This window comes from Hymenobacter siberiensis, assembly GCF_018967865.2.
GTDB lineage: Bacteria > Bacteroidota > Bacteroidia > Cytophagales > Hymenobacteraceae > Hymenobacter > Hymenobacter siberiensis.
In genome coordinates, this window is sequence record NZ_JAHLZY020000001.1 from 2,400,213 (window position 1) to 2,417,636 (window position 17,424).

Annotated in this window: 15 protein-coding genes, 1 pseudogene and 1 riboswitch; of the genes and pseudogenes, 12 read left to right on the forward strand and 4 right to left on the reverse strand. The window is 60.4% G+C overall.

Going from position 1 to position 17,424, the window contains the following annotated elements; all coding sequences use genetic code 11:
• The first annotated feature begins 4 nt into the window (after nt 1–4).
• Nucleotides 5–691: a tetratricopeptide repeat protein gene (locus tag KQ659_RS10640; RefSeq protein WP_216688812.1), complete on the forward strand. Its 687-nt coding sequence runs from the start codon at nt 5–7 to the stop codon at nt 689–691.
• Between the two features lie 79 nt (nt 692–770).
• Here the strand turns inward: KQ659_RS10640 and KQ659_RS10645 are convergent, their stop codons facing one another.
• On the reverse strand, nt 771–1,511 hold the full coding sequence (locus tag KQ659_RS10645; protein WP_226929933.1) for an MFS transporter: 741 nt from the start codon (nt 1,509–1,511) through the stop codon (nt 771–773).
• Nucleotides 1,512–1,529: 18 nt separating this feature from the next.
• Nucleotides 1,530–2,090, reverse strand: coding sequence for an MFS transporter (locus KQ659_RS10650; RefSeq protein WP_226915564.1), 561 nt, complete (start codon nt 2,088–2,090; stop codon nt 1,530–1,532).
• Nucleotides 2,091–2,241: 151 nt separating this feature from the next.
• Here KQ659_RS10650 and KQ659_RS10655 point away from each other — a divergent pair, with 151 nt between their 5' ends.
• The 4 genes from KQ659_RS10655 to KQ659_RS10670 all read left to right on the forward strand — a co-directional run bounded on the left by KQ659_RS10655 (nt 2,242) and on the right by KQ659_RS10670 (nt 7,713).
• Nucleotides 2,242–3,813: an NAD(P)/FAD-dependent oxidoreductase gene (locus KQ659_RS10655; RefSeq protein WP_216688811.1), complete on the forward strand. Its 1,572-nt coding sequence runs from the start codon at nt 2,242–2,244 to the stop codon at nt 3,811–3,813.
• A gap of 135 nt (nt 3,814–3,948) precedes the next feature.
• Nucleotides 3,949–4,308: a CoA-binding protein gene (locus tag KQ659_RS10660; protein WP_216688810.1), complete on the forward strand. Its 360-nt coding sequence runs from the start codon at nt 3,949–3,951 to the stop codon at nt 4,306–4,308.
• Nucleotides 4,309–4,629: 321 nt separating this feature from the next.
• Nucleotides 4,630–6,201 (forward strand): hypothetical protein, encoded by a 1,572-nt coding sequence (locus KQ659_RS10665; RefSeq protein ID WP_216688809.1) that lies wholly within the window; start codon nt 4,630–4,632, stop codon nt 6,199–6,201.
• A 106-nt stretch (nt 6,202–6,307) separates the two neighbouring features.
• A riboswitch (Fluoride riboswitch) is annotated at nt 6,308–6,381 on the forward strand.
• Nucleotides 6,382–6,429: 48 nt separating this feature from the next.
• On the forward strand, nt 6,430–7,713 hold the full coding sequence (locus tag KQ659_RS10670) for a voltage-gated chloride channel family protein (RefSeq protein WP_226915563.1): 1,284 nt from the start codon (nt 6,430–6,432) through the stop codon (nt 7,711–7,713).
• 6 nt (nt 7,714–7,719) lie between these two features.
• On the opposite strand, the gene KQ659_RS10675 is transcribed toward KQ659_RS10670, so the two are convergent.
• Nucleotides 7,720–8,010 carry a hypothetical protein gene (locus tag KQ659_RS10675; RefSeq protein ID WP_216688808.1) on the reverse strand — a complete coding sequence of 97 codons (291 nt, stop codon included), beginning with the start codon at nt 8,008–8,010 and terminating at the stop codon, nt 7,720–7,722.
• 379 nt (nt 8,011–8,389) lie between these two features.
• Here KQ659_RS10675 and KQ659_RS10680 point away from each other — a divergent pair, with 379 nt between their 5' ends.
• The 6 genes and pseudogenes from KQ659_RS10680 (at nt 8,390) to KQ659_RS10705 (ending at nt 13,756) form a co-directional block, all read left to right on the forward strand.
• Complete coding sequence (locus KQ659_RS10680; RefSeq protein ID WP_216688807.1) at nt 8,390–8,950, forward strand: RNA polymerase sigma factor; 561 nt, start codon at nt 8,390–8,392, stop codon at nt 8,948–8,950.
• A 4-nt stretch (nt 8,951–8,954) separates the two neighbouring features.
• Nucleotides 8,955–10,067, forward strand: coding sequence for a hypothetical protein (locus tag KQ659_RS10685; protein ID WP_216688806.1), 1,113 nt, complete (start codon nt 8,955–8,957; stop codon nt 10,065–10,067).
• A 24-nt stretch (nt 10,068–10,091) separates the two neighbouring features.
• A complete protein-coding gene (locus tag KQ659_RS10690) occupies nt 10,092–11,246 on the forward strand; it encodes an outer membrane beta-barrel protein (protein WP_216688805.1) in 1,155 nt (384 codons plus the stop codon).
• A gap of 269 nt (nt 11,247–11,515) precedes the next feature.
• Nucleotides 11,516–12,007, forward strand: a complete 492-nt coding sequence (locus KQ659_RS10695) for a transposase family protein (protein WP_216688804.1) — start codon at nt 11,516–11,518, stop codon at nt 12,005–12,007.
• 99 nt (nt 12,008–12,106) lie between these two features.
• A pseudogene (locus KQ659_RS10700) lies at nt 12,107–13,377 on the forward strand (ISLre2-like element ISRsl1 family transposase).
• Between the two features lie 7 nt (nt 13,378–13,384).
• Nucleotides 13,385–13,756 carry a transposase family protein gene (locus KQ659_RS10705; protein WP_332875083.1) on the forward strand — a complete coding sequence of 124 codons (372 nt, stop codon included), beginning with the start codon at nt 13,385–13,387 and terminating at the stop codon, nt 13,754–13,756.
• A gap of 210 nt (nt 13,757–13,966) precedes the next feature.
• Here KQ659_RS10705 and KQ659_RS10710 read toward each other — a convergent pair whose 3' ends face one another.
• Nucleotides 13,967–14,725 (reverse strand): RNA methyltransferase, encoded by a 759-nt coding sequence (locus KQ659_RS10710; protein WP_216688802.1) that lies wholly within the window; start codon nt 14,723–14,725, stop codon nt 13,967–13,969.
• A gap of 56 nt (nt 14,726–14,781) precedes the next feature.
• On the opposite strand from KQ659_RS10710, the gene tamL reads away from it, so the two are divergent.
• The gene (gene tamL / locus KQ659_RS10715; RefSeq protein ID WP_216688801.1) at nt 14,782–17,406 is read left to right on the forward strand and encodes a translocation and assembly module lipoprotein TamL; all 2,625 of its coding nucleotides are present in this window, start codon (nt 14,782–14,784) and stop codon (nt 17,404–17,406) included.
• Nucleotides 17,407–17,424 lie beyond the last annotated feature (18 nt).

Below are 17,424 nucleotides of genomic sequence, written 5' to 3' on the forward strand. Positions count from 1 at the left end.
GATTATGAAACAGTTTATTAAACTTGCGCTGCCAGTCGTGCTGGTTTTTAAACTCGGAAGCGCAGCAGCCCAGGTTGCGAGCAACGGTAATATTAACCAGCTCCCCCTGTATGGCGGATTGGAGAAAAGCCGGTCCCTGAAAAAAGCTGATGCAACGTTTCTGGCCTTTTGTGACCAAAACTTTCCCACTCGCAAGGAGGCTTCAGTCTATCATTCAAAAAAAGGCTGGGATTTCTTTTATGCCAAAGACTCCGAAACGGCCATCAAACGGTTCAACCAAGCGTGGCTATTGGACAGCACCAATGCGTCTGCTTATTGGGGCTTCGGAGTAGTTGAAGGCCAACGCCAACACCCTGCCGATGCTCTGCGCTATTTCCAAATCAGCCGGCGCCACAATCCCGCTAATCGGCGCTTATTAATTGATATGGCTCAGGCGCTACTCAGTCGATATGATGTAACTCATCACTCGCCGGATTTGGATACGGCCGTAGCCAGGCTTCAGGAGTATCTGGCAGATACAAGTGATACCAAGGGCACCACCGATGCGTATATGAAAATGGCAGTAGCTTATTTTTTTAAGCGTGATTACAGAAATGCCTGGGAATACGTGGACTCAGCCAGTACCCTGGATGCAACGGCCACGCACAATTGGGAATTTATACCCGAGCTTCAGAAAGCCTCCCCACGATAAGCAATAGCGCCTAACAAAAAACCGGAACCTTTCCAGCTGTAGCTAGCGGCAGGTTCCGGTTTTCATTTTTGAACGGTTATTACTCCGCCATCCGGCCCTTCTCGGCCCGCGTTTCGCCCATGCGCCAGTACACCAGCAGCGAAAGCAGCGCGCAGCCCGTTACGTACCAGTAAAACCACTCCTCTACGCCGTGCTGCTTGGCGAAGAGGGCCACGTATTCGGCCGTGCCGCCAAAAATGGCCACCGTGAGGGCAAACGGCAGACCCACGCCCAGCGCCCGGATTTCGGTGGGGAACAGCTCCGCCTTCACCACCGCGCTGATGGACGTGTAGCCGCTCACCACAAACAGCGCCGCGATGAGCAGGCCCGCCGCCACCCACTCATCTTGCGTGTGGGCCAGCTGCCGCAGCAGCGGCACCGTGCCCAGCGTGGCCCCAATGCCAAACATGAGCAGCACCGGCCGGCGCCCAACCTTATCGGAAAGAGCACCCAGCAAGGGCTGAAACAACAGGGCCACCGCCATCACCCCGAACGAAATCAACGTAGCCTGCTCCTTGGAAAAACCGGAGGTATTAACCAGGAATTTCTGGGCGTAGGTGGTGAAGGTGTAGAAGGCCAGCGTGCCGCCCAGCGTGAGGCCCACCACGGTGAGCACAGCCCGCGGGTGCTGCATCAGCATGCGAAACTGGCTGGGCGAGGGTGCCCTGCCCTCGCCTTCGGGGTCGGCTAAAAGGGCGTTTTGCTGCTGCTCGAAAGCGGCGGTTTCGCCCATGTGCGTGCGCAGGTAAAGGGCACCCAGCGCCGCCAGCGCCCCAATCACAAACGGTACGCGCCAGCCTCAGGCTCCGAGCTGCGCTGGGCTGAGCACCTGCTGCAAACCCAGCTGCACCACCAGCGCCAGCAACTGCCCACCCATCAGGGTGAGGTATTGAAAACTGGACCAAAAGCCCCGGTACTTCGCGCCGGCCATCTCACTCAGGTAGGTGGCCGACGTGCCGTACTCGCCCCCCACGCTGATGCCCTGCACCAGCCGGGCCAGCAGCAGCAGCACCGGCGCAAGCACTCCAATAGTAGCGTAGCCCGGGGCGACCGCAATCAGCAGCGAGCCTCCCGCCATGAGCCGCACCGAGAGCAACAGCGCCGCCCGCCGGCCGTGGCGGTCGGCATACGCGCCCAGTACCCAGGCGCCCAGCGGCCGCATCAGAAACCCCACCGCGAAAATCGCGGCCGTATTCAGGAGCTGCGCCGTGGCACTGCCCTGCGGGAAGAACACGGGAGCGAAGTAGAGGGCAAAAGCTGAGTAAGCATACCAGTCGTACCACTCGACAAGGTTGCCAATGGAGCCGCTGACAATGGAGCGCAACCGCGACACCGGCGCAGAGAGGGTAGTTGTAGTCATGGGGCAAATAAACGATTCGCGGCCCGCGATGGCTGAGGCCGCCTGATTTTTTGTGTGCCGGCGACGCTGCTCCAGCGGCCGTAACTTTGCAGCCATGCCGGGCAATAACAAGCCTATACCCAAAAGGATAGCCACCTTTCATATTACACAAATGTTAAAACAAGAACTAGAAGTACTGCTTGCCCCCGAAGTTGCGTTTGATGAGCTGGCCCGCTACGAAGCCATTTTACAACAGGCCGGCCTGGCCCCGGGCGAAGCCGATTTTGTGCATTTACGCCGGCGTTCTATTGATGCCCGGGGCCGGCAACCCCTGGTACGACTACGCGCCGACATCTACAGGAGCGCCCCACCGAGTGAGCTATTTGGACCATGGTTTGTTTATCCAAATGTGAAAGTAAATAGCCCCCGGGTTCTCATCATCGGGGCGGGCCCAGCGGGGTTATTTGCGGCGTTGCGTTGCCTGGAGTTGGGTCTGAAACCGATTGTGCTGGAGCGCGGGCGAGACGTGCGCGCCCGCCGCCGCGACCTCGCTGCCATCAACAAAGACCAGCTGGTAAACTCCGATTCCAATTACTGTTTTGGCGAAGGCGGGGCCGGCACGTATTCCGATGGCAAGCTGTATACCCGCGCCACCAAGCGCGGCGATGTGGGCAGCGTGCTCCGCCGCCTGGTGCAGCACGGCGCGACACCCGACATTCTAGTGGACGCTCACCCCCACATCGGCACCAACAAATTGCCGGCTGTGGTGCAGGCCCTGCGCGAGGCCATCATCGAAGCCGGCGGCGAGGTGCATTTCGAAACCCGCGTGACCGACCTGCTGCTCGATAATAACCAGCTGCGCGGCGTGGTCACGGCTACCGGCGTGACCATCGAGGCGGAGGCCACCATTCTGGCCACCGGCCATTCGGCCCGCGACATTTACGAGCTGCTGCACCGGCGCGGCGTGCTCATCGAGGCCAAGCCCTTTGCGCTGGGCGTGCGCGTCGAGCATCCGCAGGAGCTGATTGACCAGGCCCAGTACCGCCGGATTGACCGCGGCCTGCTACCGGCCGCCTCCTACTCGCTCGTGCACCAAACGGAGGTGCGCGGCGAGCAGCGCGGCGTGTTCTCCTTTTGCATGTGCCCGGGCGGCTTCATAGTGCCGGCAGCCACGGCCCCGGGCGAGGTAGTGGTGAACGGCATGAGCCCGAGCCGCCGCGACTCGCGCTTTGCCAACTCCGGCATTGTGGCCGCCGTGGAGCTGGCCGACATGGACGTGAAGCAGCACGGCCCGCTGGCCGGCCTGCACTTTCAGCAGCAGATTGAGCAGCTGGCCTGCCGGGCGGCGGGCGGCACGCAGCGGGCCCCGGCCCAGCTGCTCGGCGACTTTCTCAAAAACAAACAGTCCGGCAGCCTGCTCGAAACGTCGTACCAGCCCGGCCTGGTGTCGGTGCAGATGGACGACGTGCTGGGGCCGGTGCTGGCCGAGCGCCTGCGCCAGGGCTTCCGCGACTTTGGCCGGAAGATTCCCGGCTACGCCACCAACGCCGCCCAGATTGTGGGCGTGGAAAGCCGGACCTCGGCCCCCATCCGCATCCCGCGCGACAAGGATACGCTGCGGCACCCGGTGGTGGCGGGGCTGTACCCGTGCGGCGAGGGCGCGGGCTACGCGGGTGGCATCGTGTCGGCGGCCATGGACGGCGAGCGCTGCGCCGAGGCCGTGCGGGCGGCGGTGCGCCGCTAGCCTTTATTGCTCAGCCAAACGGGCACCCTTCGGCGGGCCCGCGCGTTAGGCTGGCCGATGCGGTGGCCTTTTCGTACTACTGAACTTACCTCAACAATCCGCACCCGCCCGCCGGGTGCCCGTTACTATCCAATTATGAAAAAGACTCTTGTTCTCGGCGCCTCCGATAATCCGGCCCGCTACTCGTACCGGGCGGCGCACATGCTCAAAAACCACGGCCACGAGGTAGTGCCCGTCGGCATTCGCAAAGGCCAGGTGGCCGGGCTCGACATTCACACCGACCGGCCCCAAGAAACGGATATCGATACCGTGACGCTCTACGTGGGCCCGCAAAACCAGCCCACCTGGTACGACTACATTCTGGACCTGAAGCCCAAGCGCATCCTCTTCAACCCCGGCACCGAAAACCCCGAGCTGGAACGCCTGGCCCAGCAGCGCGGCATCCAGACGGAGGAAGCCTGCACGTTGGTACTGCTCTCGATTGGGCAGTATTAATAGAAGCAAAATTTCGAATCGCGTACCCCCCGAAACCCAGTTTCGGGGGGTACGACTGCTTTTATGGGTTTGCCAAAGGCACTTGGCAAGGGTCTAATGCTGCATCTTTTTGGCCTGATTACGTATCGTAGCCGGGGCTATTGCGCCCGAATTTTGTACCGTCAAACTGAGGCTATCCGAAATGCCGGCAGCCCGCGCAAATACCTATTCCTCATAGTTAAGTAGTACATCGTACTCCAGGGTGGTTGGCCTGCCAAGCAGTATAGCTCCCAAACAGCGTAAGTGCCTACGATTAGTCAACCCTGCCAACTCACTCTATTTATGAAACCGCTTCTTCTCACTTCTTTGGGCCTGTTGCTGGGCACTTCGGCCTTTGCTCAGCACACCAACATGCCGGGCATGGATATGTCGACGCCGATGCCCGCACCCAAGGCAAAGGCCAAGTCGGCCGCGCCGGCCATGCCGGAAATGAATATGCCCGGCATGAACATACCCGCCCCGACCGCCACGCCGACTACTCCACCCGCGCCGGCCATGTCTGCAATGCCAAGCATGAACATGGGCACGGCCGCCGACAGCAGCGGCGACACGATGATGGACATGCGCAACTCGTTCTCTAAAAACCTGCCGATGACGCGCCAGGGCTCGGGCACGAGCTGGCACCCCGATTCCTCGCCCATGTACATGCAGATGTACCAATCGAAGGGTTGGGACGTGATGCTGATGTACTCCGCATTCCTACGCTACACCAGTCAGAATTTCAACCATAGCCAGCTACGTGGCGATGCTAATTTCCGCGCTAACACCTACGTAATGGGCATGGCCAACCACCTGGTGGGCCAGCGCGGGCTGTTCAGCATCCAGGCCATGGTGTCGGCCGATGCGCTGACGGTGGGCGGCGCGGGCTACCCGCTGCTGTTCCAGACCGGCGAGTCGTGGAAGGGGGAGAAGCTGCACGACCACCAGCACCCGCACGACCTCGTGAGCGCCCTGGCCGTGGGCTACACCTACGCCGCCAGCACCGACGTGGACCTGACCGCCTACCTGGGCTACCCCGGCGAGCCGGCCATTGGGCCGCCCGTGTTCATGCACCGGCCCTCGGCGGCCAACCTGCCGGCGGCCCCGCTGGGCCACCACTGGCAGGATGCCACCCACATTCAGTTCGGCGTGGCCACGCTGGGCGTGCGCTACCGCAACGCCAAGCTCGAAGGCTCGCTCTTCACCGGCCGCGAGCCCAACGAAAACCGCTATAGCTTCGATAAGCCGCGCTTCGACTCCTACAGCGGGCGCCTCTCGGTGAACCCTTCGGATAATCTGGCGCTGCAGGTTTCGGCCGCCCACCTCCAGAGCCCCGAGGAGCTGGAACCCAACGACAACGTGGACCGCACCACGGCCTCGGTGCTGCACAATGCGAATGTGGGCAAGGGGAGCATCCTGTCCTCCACCTTCGTGTGGGGCATGAACCGGCACGACGGCAGTGGCGAGGAAACGACGTATTCCAATTCCTTCCTACTGGAAAGCAACCTGCAGGCCCGCCAGTTCAATCTGTTCACCCGCCTCGAAACCCTCCAGCTGAATTATGGCGAGCTGCTGCTGCCGGCCGCCACCGACGAAGCCGGGCACGCGAACCGGCAGGTATCGGCCTTCACCCTCGGCGCGTCCAAATACATCGCCAAAACTAAAGCCGGCTGGCTCGACCTCGGCCTCACCGGCACCCTCAATACCTATAATACCGACAACACCGCGCTGCTAAATGCCTATGGCAAAAACCCGCTCTCCTTTGAAGTATACCTGCGCTTCATCGCTCCGCGCATGAGCATGAACATGGGCCACGGCGGCATGAAGCACGGCGGCATGAAGGGCATGAAGGGCATGAAGGGCATGAAAATGTAGCGCTGATAACCGGTCAGAATCTAAAAGCAGCGCCCGAGTCCTGGCGCTGCTTTTTTGTTTACTCCGAGGCCAATGCAATGCCGACAAACGCCGTTTATATTTGCCCCCAGAATACGGTGATGGATTGCCACCGCGAACCGCCGGAGCCCCGCGCCCCGCGCTGATGATTCCTACGAAACGGGCGGCCACCGGGGCCGCGCCGCATAGCTCATCATACCGTTCGCCCCCGTGACCCCACGCTTTGCCCTCGCCCGCCTGCGCACCCTCGGCACCACCGCCACCCTCCTTTTCCTACTGCGATGGCTGCTGATTTGCGGCCTGATTGGCGCAATGGCCGGCACCGCCTCGGCGGGGTTTCTGGTGGCCCTCGACTGGGCCACGCGCTGGCGCGAAGCGCATCTCTGGGTTTTGGCGCTGCTGCCGGTAGCGGGTCTACTCATCGGCGGGGCCTACCACTATTTCGGCAATAGCGTGGTGCGCGGCAACAACCTTATTCTGGATGAAATCCACCGCCCCAGCCAGCGGCTGCCGCTGCGCATGGTGCCGCTGGTGCTGGGCGGCACGCTGGCTACGCATCTGTTTGGCGGGTCGGCGGGCCGCGAGGGCACGGCCGTGCAGATGGGCGCGGCCCTGGCCGACCAGCTCACCCGTTGGCTGGGACTGCGCCCCCGCGACCGCCGCCTGCTGCTCATCGCGGGCATGAGCGCGGGGTTTGCTTCCGTGTTTGGCACGCCGCTGGCCGGGGCCGTATTCGGGCTTGAAGTTTTTCTGCTAGGCTCCATTCGCTACGAAGCCGTGCTACCCAGCTTCCTGGCGGCTGTCATGGCTGACTTTGTGACGCGGGCCTGGGGCGTGGGCCACACCCACTACCCCACCCTGGGCGAGCTACCGCTCACGCCACTCCTATTAGGCTGCACCCTGGTGGCGGGCGCGCTGTTTGGGCTGGCGGCCAGGTCATTTGCCACGCTCACGCACACAATCAGCAAGGTTTTTAGCCGCATTGCCTACCCGCCGCTGCGGCCGGTGGTGGGCGGCGTGCTGGTGGCCGGGCTGCTGTGGGCCGTGGGACCGGTGCGCTTTGGCGGGCTGGGCGTGCCGGTTATCGTCGAGGCCTTTCAGCACCCGCTCGCGCCCACCGACTGGGCCCTCAAGCTGGTGCTCACGGCCCTCACGCTCGGCTGCGGCTTCAAGGGGGGCGAGGTCACGCCGCTGTTTTTTATTGGCGCGGCGCTGGGCAGCGCGCTGGCCGTGGTGCTGCCGCTGCCGGTGGCGCTGCTGGCGGCCATGGGCTTCGTGGGCGTGTTTGCCGGCGCGGCCAACACGCCCCTGGCCTGCACGCTCATGGGGCTGGAGTTATTCGGGGCGCATGCTGGCGTGTACCTGGCGCTGGCCTGCGTGGTGGCTTATTTATTTTCAGGCCACCACGGTATTTATGGGTCGCAAGTGGTGGGGCAGGCCAAGCATTTGCGCCTGGGACGGCAGCAAGGCCGCCCGCTAAACGAGCTGCCCTAAACGGGCCTACAGCAGAATATCAAACGTAAGGGCGGGCATCACGAGCAGCTTCCGACGCACGACGCGCATATCATCGGCTTGATAATCAGCTACGAATCCGTTGGTAAACAACACGTTGATACCTGCCCGAAAGTCATTGCTGAAGCGCAGGTTCAGGCCCATGCCGCCGCCCACGTTGAAGTCCGTCAGGGTGCCTTTGTTGTAGCCAAGGTCCCAATGGTAGAGCGAATAAGCGCTACCGATTGCGACGACTGGTTCCAGGCGCGGGTTTTTCAGGGGAATATAATAGGTGAGCAAACCGAGGCCTCCGGCACTAAATTCGTTTTGCCGGTGCGAATCAAACACCTGCGTGGCCACCAGCCGCCCGCCAAAATGCTACCCAAAACGACCTTCCGCCTGCACGCCCAGCACTTTGGGGTTTCCCAAAATGCCCAGGGTAACGGTGTAGTCTCGATAGATAGCGGGCTGAATGGGGGCCTGCTACGCCGCCAGTCGTGAGACAGCCAGCGAGAACACAAGGAATGGTAGCAGTTTTTGCACAATAGTATTGATTAGCGCTTGCGAAACTACTGATTCGAATCAAACAAACGGGGTGCGGCAAAAAACTTCCTCCTCCAGGCAACCTTTCCCGCACTTTCCGCATCTGCCGCCCTAACTCACCATCCTTTCTGCTCCCGTGCCCACCCTTACCGTGACGACCGAAGCCGACCTCATCGCTGCTTGTGTGCAGGGCGAGCACCGGGCCCAGCGCCAGCTCTACGACCAGCTGGCCGGGCTGATGCTCACCGTGTGCCGCCGCTACCTCAAGCGCCGCGAAGATGCCGAAGAAGCCCTGATACTGGGTTTTGCCAAAATGTTCCGGGCCCTGCCCAACTACCGCTTCGAAGGCAGCTTCGAGGGCTGGGTGCGCCGCATCATGGTGAACGAGGCCCTGATGCAGCTGCGCCAGCGCGAGTTGATGACGGTGTCGTTTGAGGACTTTGCCCAGCCTGAAAACCTGGCCACCACCGCCGCCACCGCCGATACTCAGCTCCAGGCCGAAGACCTGATGAACCTGCTGGCCACGTTGCCCACCGGCTACCGCACCGTCTTCAACCTCTACGCCCTGGAAGGCTACGGCCACCAGGAAATTGCCGAGCTGCTGGGCATCAGCGAAGGCACCAGCAAATCGCAGCTGAGCAAGGCCCGCGCCATGCTCCAGCGGCGCGTTCAGTTTTCTACTATAACGACCAACTAGCCTTATGCTACCCGAAAATATTGACGATTTATTCCGCGACAAACTGGACGGCCACGAAACGCCGCCCGGCCACGACCTGTGGACCCGCCTGCAAGCCGGCCCCACCGCGCCCGACGCCCAGCCGGAGCCCGAAGCCAACCGCCTCGACCAGCTTTTCCAAAACCGGTTACACGCCCACGCCACCCCGCCCGGCCGCGAGCTCTGGGAACGCCTCGAAGACGAGCACCTGCACCCACACAAGCGCCGCGCCGCCGCGTGGTGGCCCATGACGCTGGCCGCGGCCGTAGTGCTATTTCTACTGGTGGGCGGCGCGGGCCTGTGGCTGGGCTTTCCGACTGGCAATATTCAACAAACCACCGTTGCTTCGAACCCGGCACAGCACCCCAACGCTGACGCCGACCGTAAAGCCCGCAGTGGCTCGCCTCAATCTGCTACGCCTGACGGTACCACCGGCCCAGATAACAATAGCATAGCCGCCGATAAGCAGCAACCGGCAGTTGCTTCAGCTTCTGATAAAGCGGCTCCCGACGCTGCCGCCCCGCGCATGCCAGGCACTTCGGCAGCGGTAGCTGAAAAAAAACATTTTTTGCAGGCAACCCGCCCCGATGCCCTGGCATCTACCGCACCAAAGGCCAGGATGACCGCCGCCGAGCAGTCGCCGCGCCACCTGCTGGGAAGCCATCGGCAGCCGGACGCTGCTGCCGCCTCGCTCCCGCTCGTGGCCCACGCGCCGGCCCGGCCCACCGCTGCTGACGAGCAGCATCTCACCCCGGCCCCTACTGCCCCCACGGTGGCCACCGCCACTCCTCAACCGGCACCGGATATCATCCGCGCCATTCAGAATCCTGCCCTGGCCCACGCCACCGAGCTCATAACGGTGGATGTACGCAATGGCGCAGCCCCCACCAGTCGGCCCGCGCGCTTCGTTTCCTCGGCCCTGGCGGCAGTGGAGGGCCCCGAAGAACAACGCCGCCTGGGTGGCCGCCTGCTGCAGCAGGCCGGCCGCCTGGTGCGGGGCGAGCGGGTGAGCCTGGCCGAAGTAACCGGCCTACCCGAAAACGTGACGCTCCGGGCCACCTTTGCCGGCCATAGCGTCAGCAAATCCATTCAATTATAATTCACCCTTTTCTGTTTAGAAATCATGCAACGCGCTTTTCTCCCCTTTTTTCTGCTGATGCTGATGCTAGTGGGCAGGTTGAACGTGGCCCGCGCCACGGGCCTGCGCATCCCTGCCACGGTGAAAGACACCATAGTGGTACGGCTGCCCAACCGCGCTACCCTCACCCTGACGGTACGCGACGCAGCCCAGTTGCGCCAACTCAAGAACTACCATCTCGACTCCCTTACCTCGCAGCTGGCCACCTACATCACGCGGGCCGAAACGGCGGCCAAAACCGCCTCGACCGACCAGGTGACCATGGAATTTTACCCCGACAAAGACCAGCCCGGCAAAAATCTCCCCGAGCAGGTACGCATCACCACCCATAAGAAAACAGAGAACTCCAGCAAAGTGGACGTTGTGCTGAACAAGGCCTTCGGCCTGACCGTCACTACCGACGAAAAGGGCGTAAAGTCCTACAATACGGCCAATACCAAAACCCAGGAGCAGCGGCAGGCCAAGCGCGACTCGACCCGCCTAAAGGAGCTTGAACGGAAGAGCATCAGCACCAGCTTGGTGTTTGATTTGGGCCTGAATTCCCTTGTCAACCAAAAGCAATATTTCACAGCCGAAGGCAAGCCTGAAACCGTTGACCTACGCCCCGGGGGCTCGCGCTACGTCAGCATTGGACTCATCACCTATGCCCGTCTTTTTGGCAAGCGTAGCCCGATGCTTTTCTCTATCGGCCCGGAGTTTTCCTTCAACAACTACATGCTGAATGGCAATGACAAGTGGGTGATTACCAATGGCCGTACCGACGTCGTGCGCGAAATCAGCGGCCGCCAGTTTGAGAAAACCAAGTTGGCTACATCCAGCATCAATGTACCACTCATGATTAACCTCCAGCTGCGCGACGCGCACTACAAACCGACCTTCACCCTAGGTGCGGGGGGCTTCGTAGGCTATCGGCTCTCGTCTTGGACCAAACTCAAGTATACCACCGAGGGCACGACTTACAAAGACAAAAACCACGACAACTACAACCTGGAAAATTTCCAGTATGGCCTGCAAGGCACCATCGGCTATCGGGGGCTAGAGTTCTTTGGGAAGTATAACATGAATGGCCTGTTTAAGGCGGGCGCTGGACCCGACACTCAGGTGCTCAGCTTCGGTATACGCATCTTCGGCCTCAACTAAAGCAACGCGCATCACAGCCATAGAAGCTGTTTAGAAAGTCTCCGAACGGTCATGCTGCGCTGCGCGCTGCATGACCGTTCGCATCGTTGAACGGGCCTGACGATGCGAGCAAGATGCTGCGCTGCGCGCTGCATCACCGTTTGAGTACCTTTTGTGACTTTCTAAACAGCTTCATAAGCTATCAGCTAATCATCCTAATAGACTTGTTGCGAAGTGAGTGAAGTGAGTGAAGTGCGGAATTTTCGACAAACTGTACTTAAATTTAGAACATGAACTTTTCCGTAAAAAACCTCACTACTTCGCGTAAATGGCGTGCTGCCACGGGACTCACGGCGGAGCGTTTTGCGCAGCTTTTGGCGCATTTTAAGCAGGCGTATTTTCGGTTGAATGGAACAGATATGATTGAACGTAGGGCTTTTGCGCCGTATGAAGTAGCCCTTAAAACAGAAGAAGAATTACTGCTTTTCACCCTATTCAGCTTCAAAGCAAACTTGACGTATGATTTGTTGGGATTGGTCAGTGGGATGGACGGTTCCAACGCGAAACGCAACCAGGAATTAGGCATTACGGTGCTCCAAGAAGCGCTGGAGCAAACCGGGCATGCGCCAAAGCGGGAATTTACGACAGTGGCCGAATTTGAAGCCTATTTTCAGGAACACGAGACGTTATTGGTCGATGGAACGGAGCAACGCAAGCAACGACCAGGAAATAAAGAGATGCAAAAAGACTACTATAGCGGTAAAAAAAAATGCACGCCGTAAAAGAGATAGTTATTTCAACGACCATTCGCTGGATTGGTTTTATCAGCCGTTGTTACGGGTGCAACCCAAATTGTCGCTAAATTCGGATTAACTTGTGTCATGACAACAGCACCTACCACCGCCATGAGCAAGGCTGAATATCTGGCATTGGCCGAGCAAAAATACGACGATTTGCAGGCGCTTGCGACCCAGCCAACGTTTTACGGTTACGAGAAATCCTTTGAAGCCATCTGGATGGATTTGGGCCGTCAAGTGTTGGAGCGCAACGTCGGCGTTGTGCCGGCTGACCGCCGTAAAAAAAGATGACGACCCGCTTTGGTCAGATTCACATAGCGAACAATCAGGCATTTAGCCATCATCCGAACGGGTTTGGTATCAGCCCCTACCTACAGGAGAAACTGGTTTTTTTGGGGCAATTCGAGGTCTATCAACAGGCCGCCGCGTTGGTCGAAATGTTGCTGGGCCTATCCGTGGGGGCCAGCCAAATTGACCGCCTGACGCACTTTTACGGCGGGGCCATCGCCGACGATATAGACCTGGCCGCCGCCGATGCCGCCGCCGATGCCGCCGCCGATGCCGCCGCCGATGCCGCCGCCGATGCCGCCGCCGATGCCGCCGCCGATGCCGCCGCCGTGGGGGTCGTCTACGCGCAGGCGGACGGGGCCATGCTGCTGACTGACGAAGGCTACAAAGAAGTGAAACTGGGCCGTATTTTTGCGGCTACAGCCCTGCAAACGAGCGCCGTAGAGGAGCGGGGCGGGCACATTGCCTCATCCGTTTTTGTGGGCCATCTAGGGAATGCGGCGGCGTTTGGGGTCAAATTAGCGACGCAACTCGCCCCCTACAACGGCCGGGGGCGCGACCTGGTTTTTATCAGCGACGGGGCGCTGTGGCTGCGTCAGCTGATGGAAAAAACGTGTCCGCAGGCAACGCTGATTTTGGACCTCTACCACGCCATGGAACACATTGGCCAAGCCGGAAAGGCGGGTCTTGGGACCGGACAAGCGGCTGCGTACTGGTTTGATATACAACGCAAATTACTATCAGACAGTAAGTTATACGAAGTATTGGCAAACCTCCAGCAGTTGAAAATAGCCCCTGCCTTGCGCCATTCCGTCGGTGCGTACCTGCAATCAAACCGCGACCGGATGGATTATAAATCGTACCGCGAACGCGGGTTGTTGATTGGCTCGGGGGCCATCGAATCCGCTCACCGCACGGTGATGCAACGGCGCTTAAAGCGGGCGGGGCAACGCTGGAGCAACAACGGCGCACAGCGGGTCTTGACCCTGCGCGTTTGCGCGATGAGTAATCGGTGGCACTTGGTACGACAACGCATTGAACCCTGCAACTCACTCAGGCAGGCATAGCGACAATTTGGGTTGCACCCGTTGTTACGGCGGAAGACACCACGACTATAGTGTACTAAAAAGCATTTTGCCAGTTGATAAAGAGTGGTTTAAAAAGTTCAAGGTGCGGTTGGACCTGGGGTTTTTGGGCTTCGCGAAAGACTACGTTTGCCGGAAAGTTTTTATTCCTATCAAAAAGCCGAAAGGGAAAGAACTCACCGATGAACAACGAGAAATAAATACAAAACAAGCAAGTGAACGAATTACCGTAGAGCATAGCATTGGCGGATTGAAACGTTATCGAATTTTGGAAGACCGATTACGTTTGCATAATTTGAACCTGTACAATGATGTGCTGGGAGTGTGTGCGGGCTTGTGGAATTTCAGCTTAAATCTTTGATTAATAGCTCGCAACAAGTCTAATATAAATATTTTTCCAACGAAGCTCTTTAAGAAATCAATAGAACGTCAAGCTGAGCTTGTCGGAGCATCTCTAGCGCTTCATACGAACCGTCAATGAAGCGCTAGAGATGCTCCGACAAGCTCAGCTTGACGTTCCAGCAGGTTTAACTAACTTCCTAAATATATTCAACCTCGCGCAAGAAGGCTGCTACTGATTCCGAAAGAAATTATCCAGCAGAATAGCCGCTGAAATGGCCACGTTCAGGCTTTCGGCCTGCCCGCCGGCCCCGCGCGGAATATGCAGCCGGCGCGTGAGGGCCGCCCCAACGCCCGGCGTAAGGCCGTGCGATTCAGAGCCCATCACGAGCACGCCGGCGGGGCGCAGGGTGAGGCGGTGCACGTTGTCGCCCGCCAAATCGGCTCCGAAGATGCCCACGGCGGGGGCCAGCGTGGGCAGCCACTCGGTGAGGTCGCGCTCCCAGACGCGCACCCGGGCGAAGGCGCCCATGCTGGCGGCCACGGTTTTGGGGGCGTAGGCATCGGCGCAGCCGGGGCTGAGCACCACGCCGGGCAGGCCGTACCAGTCGGCCAGCCGCAGCAGGGTGCCGAGATTGCCGGGGTCGCGCACTTCGTCGAGGGCAAGCAACAAACCGGTTTCGGGCAGCGTTAGGGGCAGCGGGGTTTGGGCGGGCAGGCGCACCACGGCCAGGGCGGTGGTGTTGGTGGCCAGCGTGCCAAGCTGGGTGAGCTCGGTTTCGGTGGCGGGGCTGAGCAGCAGCCGGGCGGGCAGGTGGGCACGGTTTTGGTCGATAAATTCGGCCGTGGCCAGTACGTGTTCGACTTCCAGGTCGGAACTTAGCAGCTCTAACACACTTTTGCCCCCTTCCACCAGGAACGCCCCGTGGCGGTGCCGGTACTTCTTCTGGTGCAGCGACTGCACGTATTTGCCAAGTGCTTTTGAAACCATTACTCGTTACTTGTTTGCCAAAACTACGGCCTGCGCACCGGCTCGGACCGCTACTCATGCTGCTGGGGCTGGCGGCGTGCTCACCGTTTGGGCTGTTGCGGCCCAACCAGCGCCTGCTCAGCCGCGTCGAAATCAAGGGCGTAGAGCAGGCCGACAAAGAACGGCTGACCGCGCTGGCCCAGCAAAAGCCCAACACCCGAATTCCGCCCAAGCTGGACATCTACCACCTAGGCTTTGGCTTTTATGATTCGGCGCGCATCAAAAGCAAGCTGCGCGCAATTGAAACGACTTACGCGGCCAAGATGCAGGCCGCCGGCACCGACTCGGCCCAGCTGGGCAAGCTGCTGGCCCAGCGCGAGCGCAAAATCAAGCGCAAGCAGCTGGTGCTCGACAAGGGCAACGCCATCATGCGCCTGGGCGAGCCGCCCGTTATCTACGACTCGGCCCTTACCAGCCGCTCGGTAGAGCAGATGACCACCTACCTGCGCTCGCAGGGCTTTTTCCGGGCGCGGGTGTCGGCCACCGACACGGCCCGCTTCCAGCGCAGCATCTTGTTTCGGGCGCTGAATGCGGTGGGGTCGGTTTTTTCCGGCAAGTCCGATTCGCTCGATGCTGCCAAGCAATACCGCCGCGTAACGGTGACCTATAACATCACCGAAAACCAGCCTTTTCTGTATCGCCTTCAGGCCCCCAGCATTCCCGACTCGGGCGTGGCGGCCATGGTGCGCCAGGGCCAGTCGGCCACGCTGCTGCACGAAAACGACCGGTACAACGAGGCCCTCATCGGCCAGGAGCGCACCCGCCTCGAAACCCTGCTGAAAAACGCGGGCTACTTTGATTTCCGCCAGCAGTACATCACCCTCGAAGCCGATACCAGCTACGAGAAATTCACGGTGCGGCTGCGCACCTTCATCGCCAACCCCGGGCCGGACCAGGGCCACCGGCTGTACACGCTGCGCCAGGTGCGCTTCATCACCGATGCCGGCGTGGGCCGCACCCTGCGCAGCGCCACCGGCGACACCCTGCGCCGCGCTGGCACGCCCGGCGCGCTGCGCGCCCGCCCCAGCCTGGGCGTGCGGATGGATACCGTGGTCACGGACTCGATTCGCTTTGCCGCCTATCAGCAGAAATTCAGTACCGACCTGCTGGCCAACAAGGTGAGGGTGCGCCCCGAGCAGCACTACAGCCTGGCCAACACCCTGCAAACCCAGCGCCTGCTGGCCGACCTGGATATGTTCCGGTTCAATACCGTGAACTACCGCAAGCTGCCCGACCCACCCACCACCGACAGCACCAGCCGCACCCCCAGCACCGGCGAGCTAGTAGCCGTCATCAACGCCTCGCCCGCGCCCAAATTCTCGCAGACCGTGGAAGTGGGCGCTACCTACGTGGCCTACCTGCCGGGGCCATTTTTGAATTATCGCCTGAAAATCCGCAATCCCTTCGGGGGGGCCGAGGTGCTGGAATTTGGCGTGCGGGCCGGCTTCGAGGGCCAGCTCACCCGCGTGGCCAGCATTAGCGACACCACGGGCAACACCACGGACAACGTGTACACGACCCAGCTGGGGGCCACGGCGGCGCTGGTACTGCCGCAGTTTCTGGTGCCCTTCCGCACCAACTATTTCCTCACCCGCTACAATCCCAAAACCCGTTTCTCGCTCTCCGAAACCTACGTAAAGCGCCCGGAATACATCCGGTCCAACTTCGAGTTTGCCTGGGACTATATCTGGCAGCGCTCGCCGTTCCATCAATACGTGTTTTCGCCGGTGGTTATCACCCTGGTTAATACGCCCTATACCAGCCCGGCCTTCGAGGCGCGTCTCAAAGCGCTTCAGCTCACGGAGGGGTCCTCGCTCTACCGGTCGTTCAGCAAGCAGGTCGAGCCGAGCTTCAGCTTCACGTCGCTCTATAACTCCAACGATTTCAACGAAACCCGCAATGCTTACTACCTGCGGCTGTTTGCCGAAGTCGGAGGCCTCACGCGTGGGCTCTATCAGAAAGCCCTTTTCGAGAGCACGCGTCTGAACGTGTATGACTTTGCCCGCATTAGTGTCGATTACCGGCGCTACTACCGCCTCACGCCCCAAACATACTTCGTGTGGCGCCTCAACGGCGGGGCCGTGCACGCCCTGAACCGCACCAACGACCCTACTACCCCCGAAAACGACCCGCAGTACATTGTGCCCTACGATAAGTCGTTTTTTGCCGGGGGCTCTACCAGCCTGCGGGCCTGGCAGCCGCGCCGCCTGGGGCCGGGCGGCTACACGCCCCTGCGCCCCAGCAACGGCCAGCTGGTGCGCGACTACCTCACCGAGCAGCCCGGCGAGCTGCTGCTGGAAGGCAGCGCCGAATACCGCTTCCCGATATACGGCTTCTTCAAAGGGGCGCTGTTCACTGATTTTGGCAACGTGTGGGGCCTGCAGGAAAGAAAAGACCCCAGTACCGGCGACTACCTCCGCCCCGGCGCACAGTTTCAAATCAACAATTTCTACCGCCAGATTGCCGTGGGTTCGGGCTTTGGCCTGCGCTTCGATTTCACGTTCCTGATTTTGCGCCTCGACATCGCCACCAAAATCTACGACCCCACGGCACCTACCACCGCCGATAAATGGGCACTGCGCAACTTCGACACCAGCGCCAACCCCGTTTCCTTCAATCTGGGCATCGGTTACCCGTTCTAGAGGAGTGGCGGATTGGTG

Bases quoted from the DNA above. Each gene is read 5' to 3' on its own strand.
- KQ659_RS10640 (WP_216688812.1), top strand. From the start codon at position 5: ATGAAACAGTTTATTAAACTTGCGCTGCCAGTCGTGCTGGTTTTTAAA.
- KQ659_RS10650 (WP_226915564.1), bottom strand. From the start codon at position 2,090: ATGACTACAACTACCCTCTCTGCGCCGGTGTCGCGGTTGCGCTCCATT.
- KQ659_RS10655 (WP_216688811.1), top strand. From the start codon at position 2,242: ATGTTAAAACAAGAACTAGAAGTACTGCTTGCCCCCGAAGTTGCGTTT.
- KQ659_RS10660 (WP_216688810.1), top strand. From the start codon at position 3,949: ATGAAAAAGACTCTTGTTCTCGGCGCCTCCGATAATCCGGCCCGCTAC.
- KQ659_RS10665 (WP_216688809.1), top strand. From the start codon at position 4,630: ATGAAACCGCTTCTTCTCACTTCTTTGGGCCTGTTGCTGGGCACTTCG.
- KQ659_RS10685 (WP_216688806.1), top strand. From the start codon at position 8,955: ATGCTACCCGAAAATATTGACGATTTATTCCGCGACAAACTGGACGGC.
- KQ659_RS10690 (WP_216688805.1), top strand. From the start codon at position 10,092: ATGCAACGCGCTTTTCTCCCCTTTTTTCTGCTGATGCTGATGCTAGTG.
- KQ659_RS10695 (WP_216688804.1), top strand. From the start codon at position 11,516: ATGAACTTTTCCGTAAAAAACCTCACTACTTCGCGTAAATGGCGTGCT.
- KQ659_RS10710 (WP_216688802.1), bottom strand. From the start codon at position 14,725: ATGGTTTCAAAAGCACTTGGCAAATACGTGCAGTCGCTGCACCAGAAG.
- tamL (WP_216688801.1), top strand. From the start codon at position 14,782: ATGCTGCTGGGGCTGGCGGCGTGCTCACCGTTTGGGCTGTTGCGGCCC.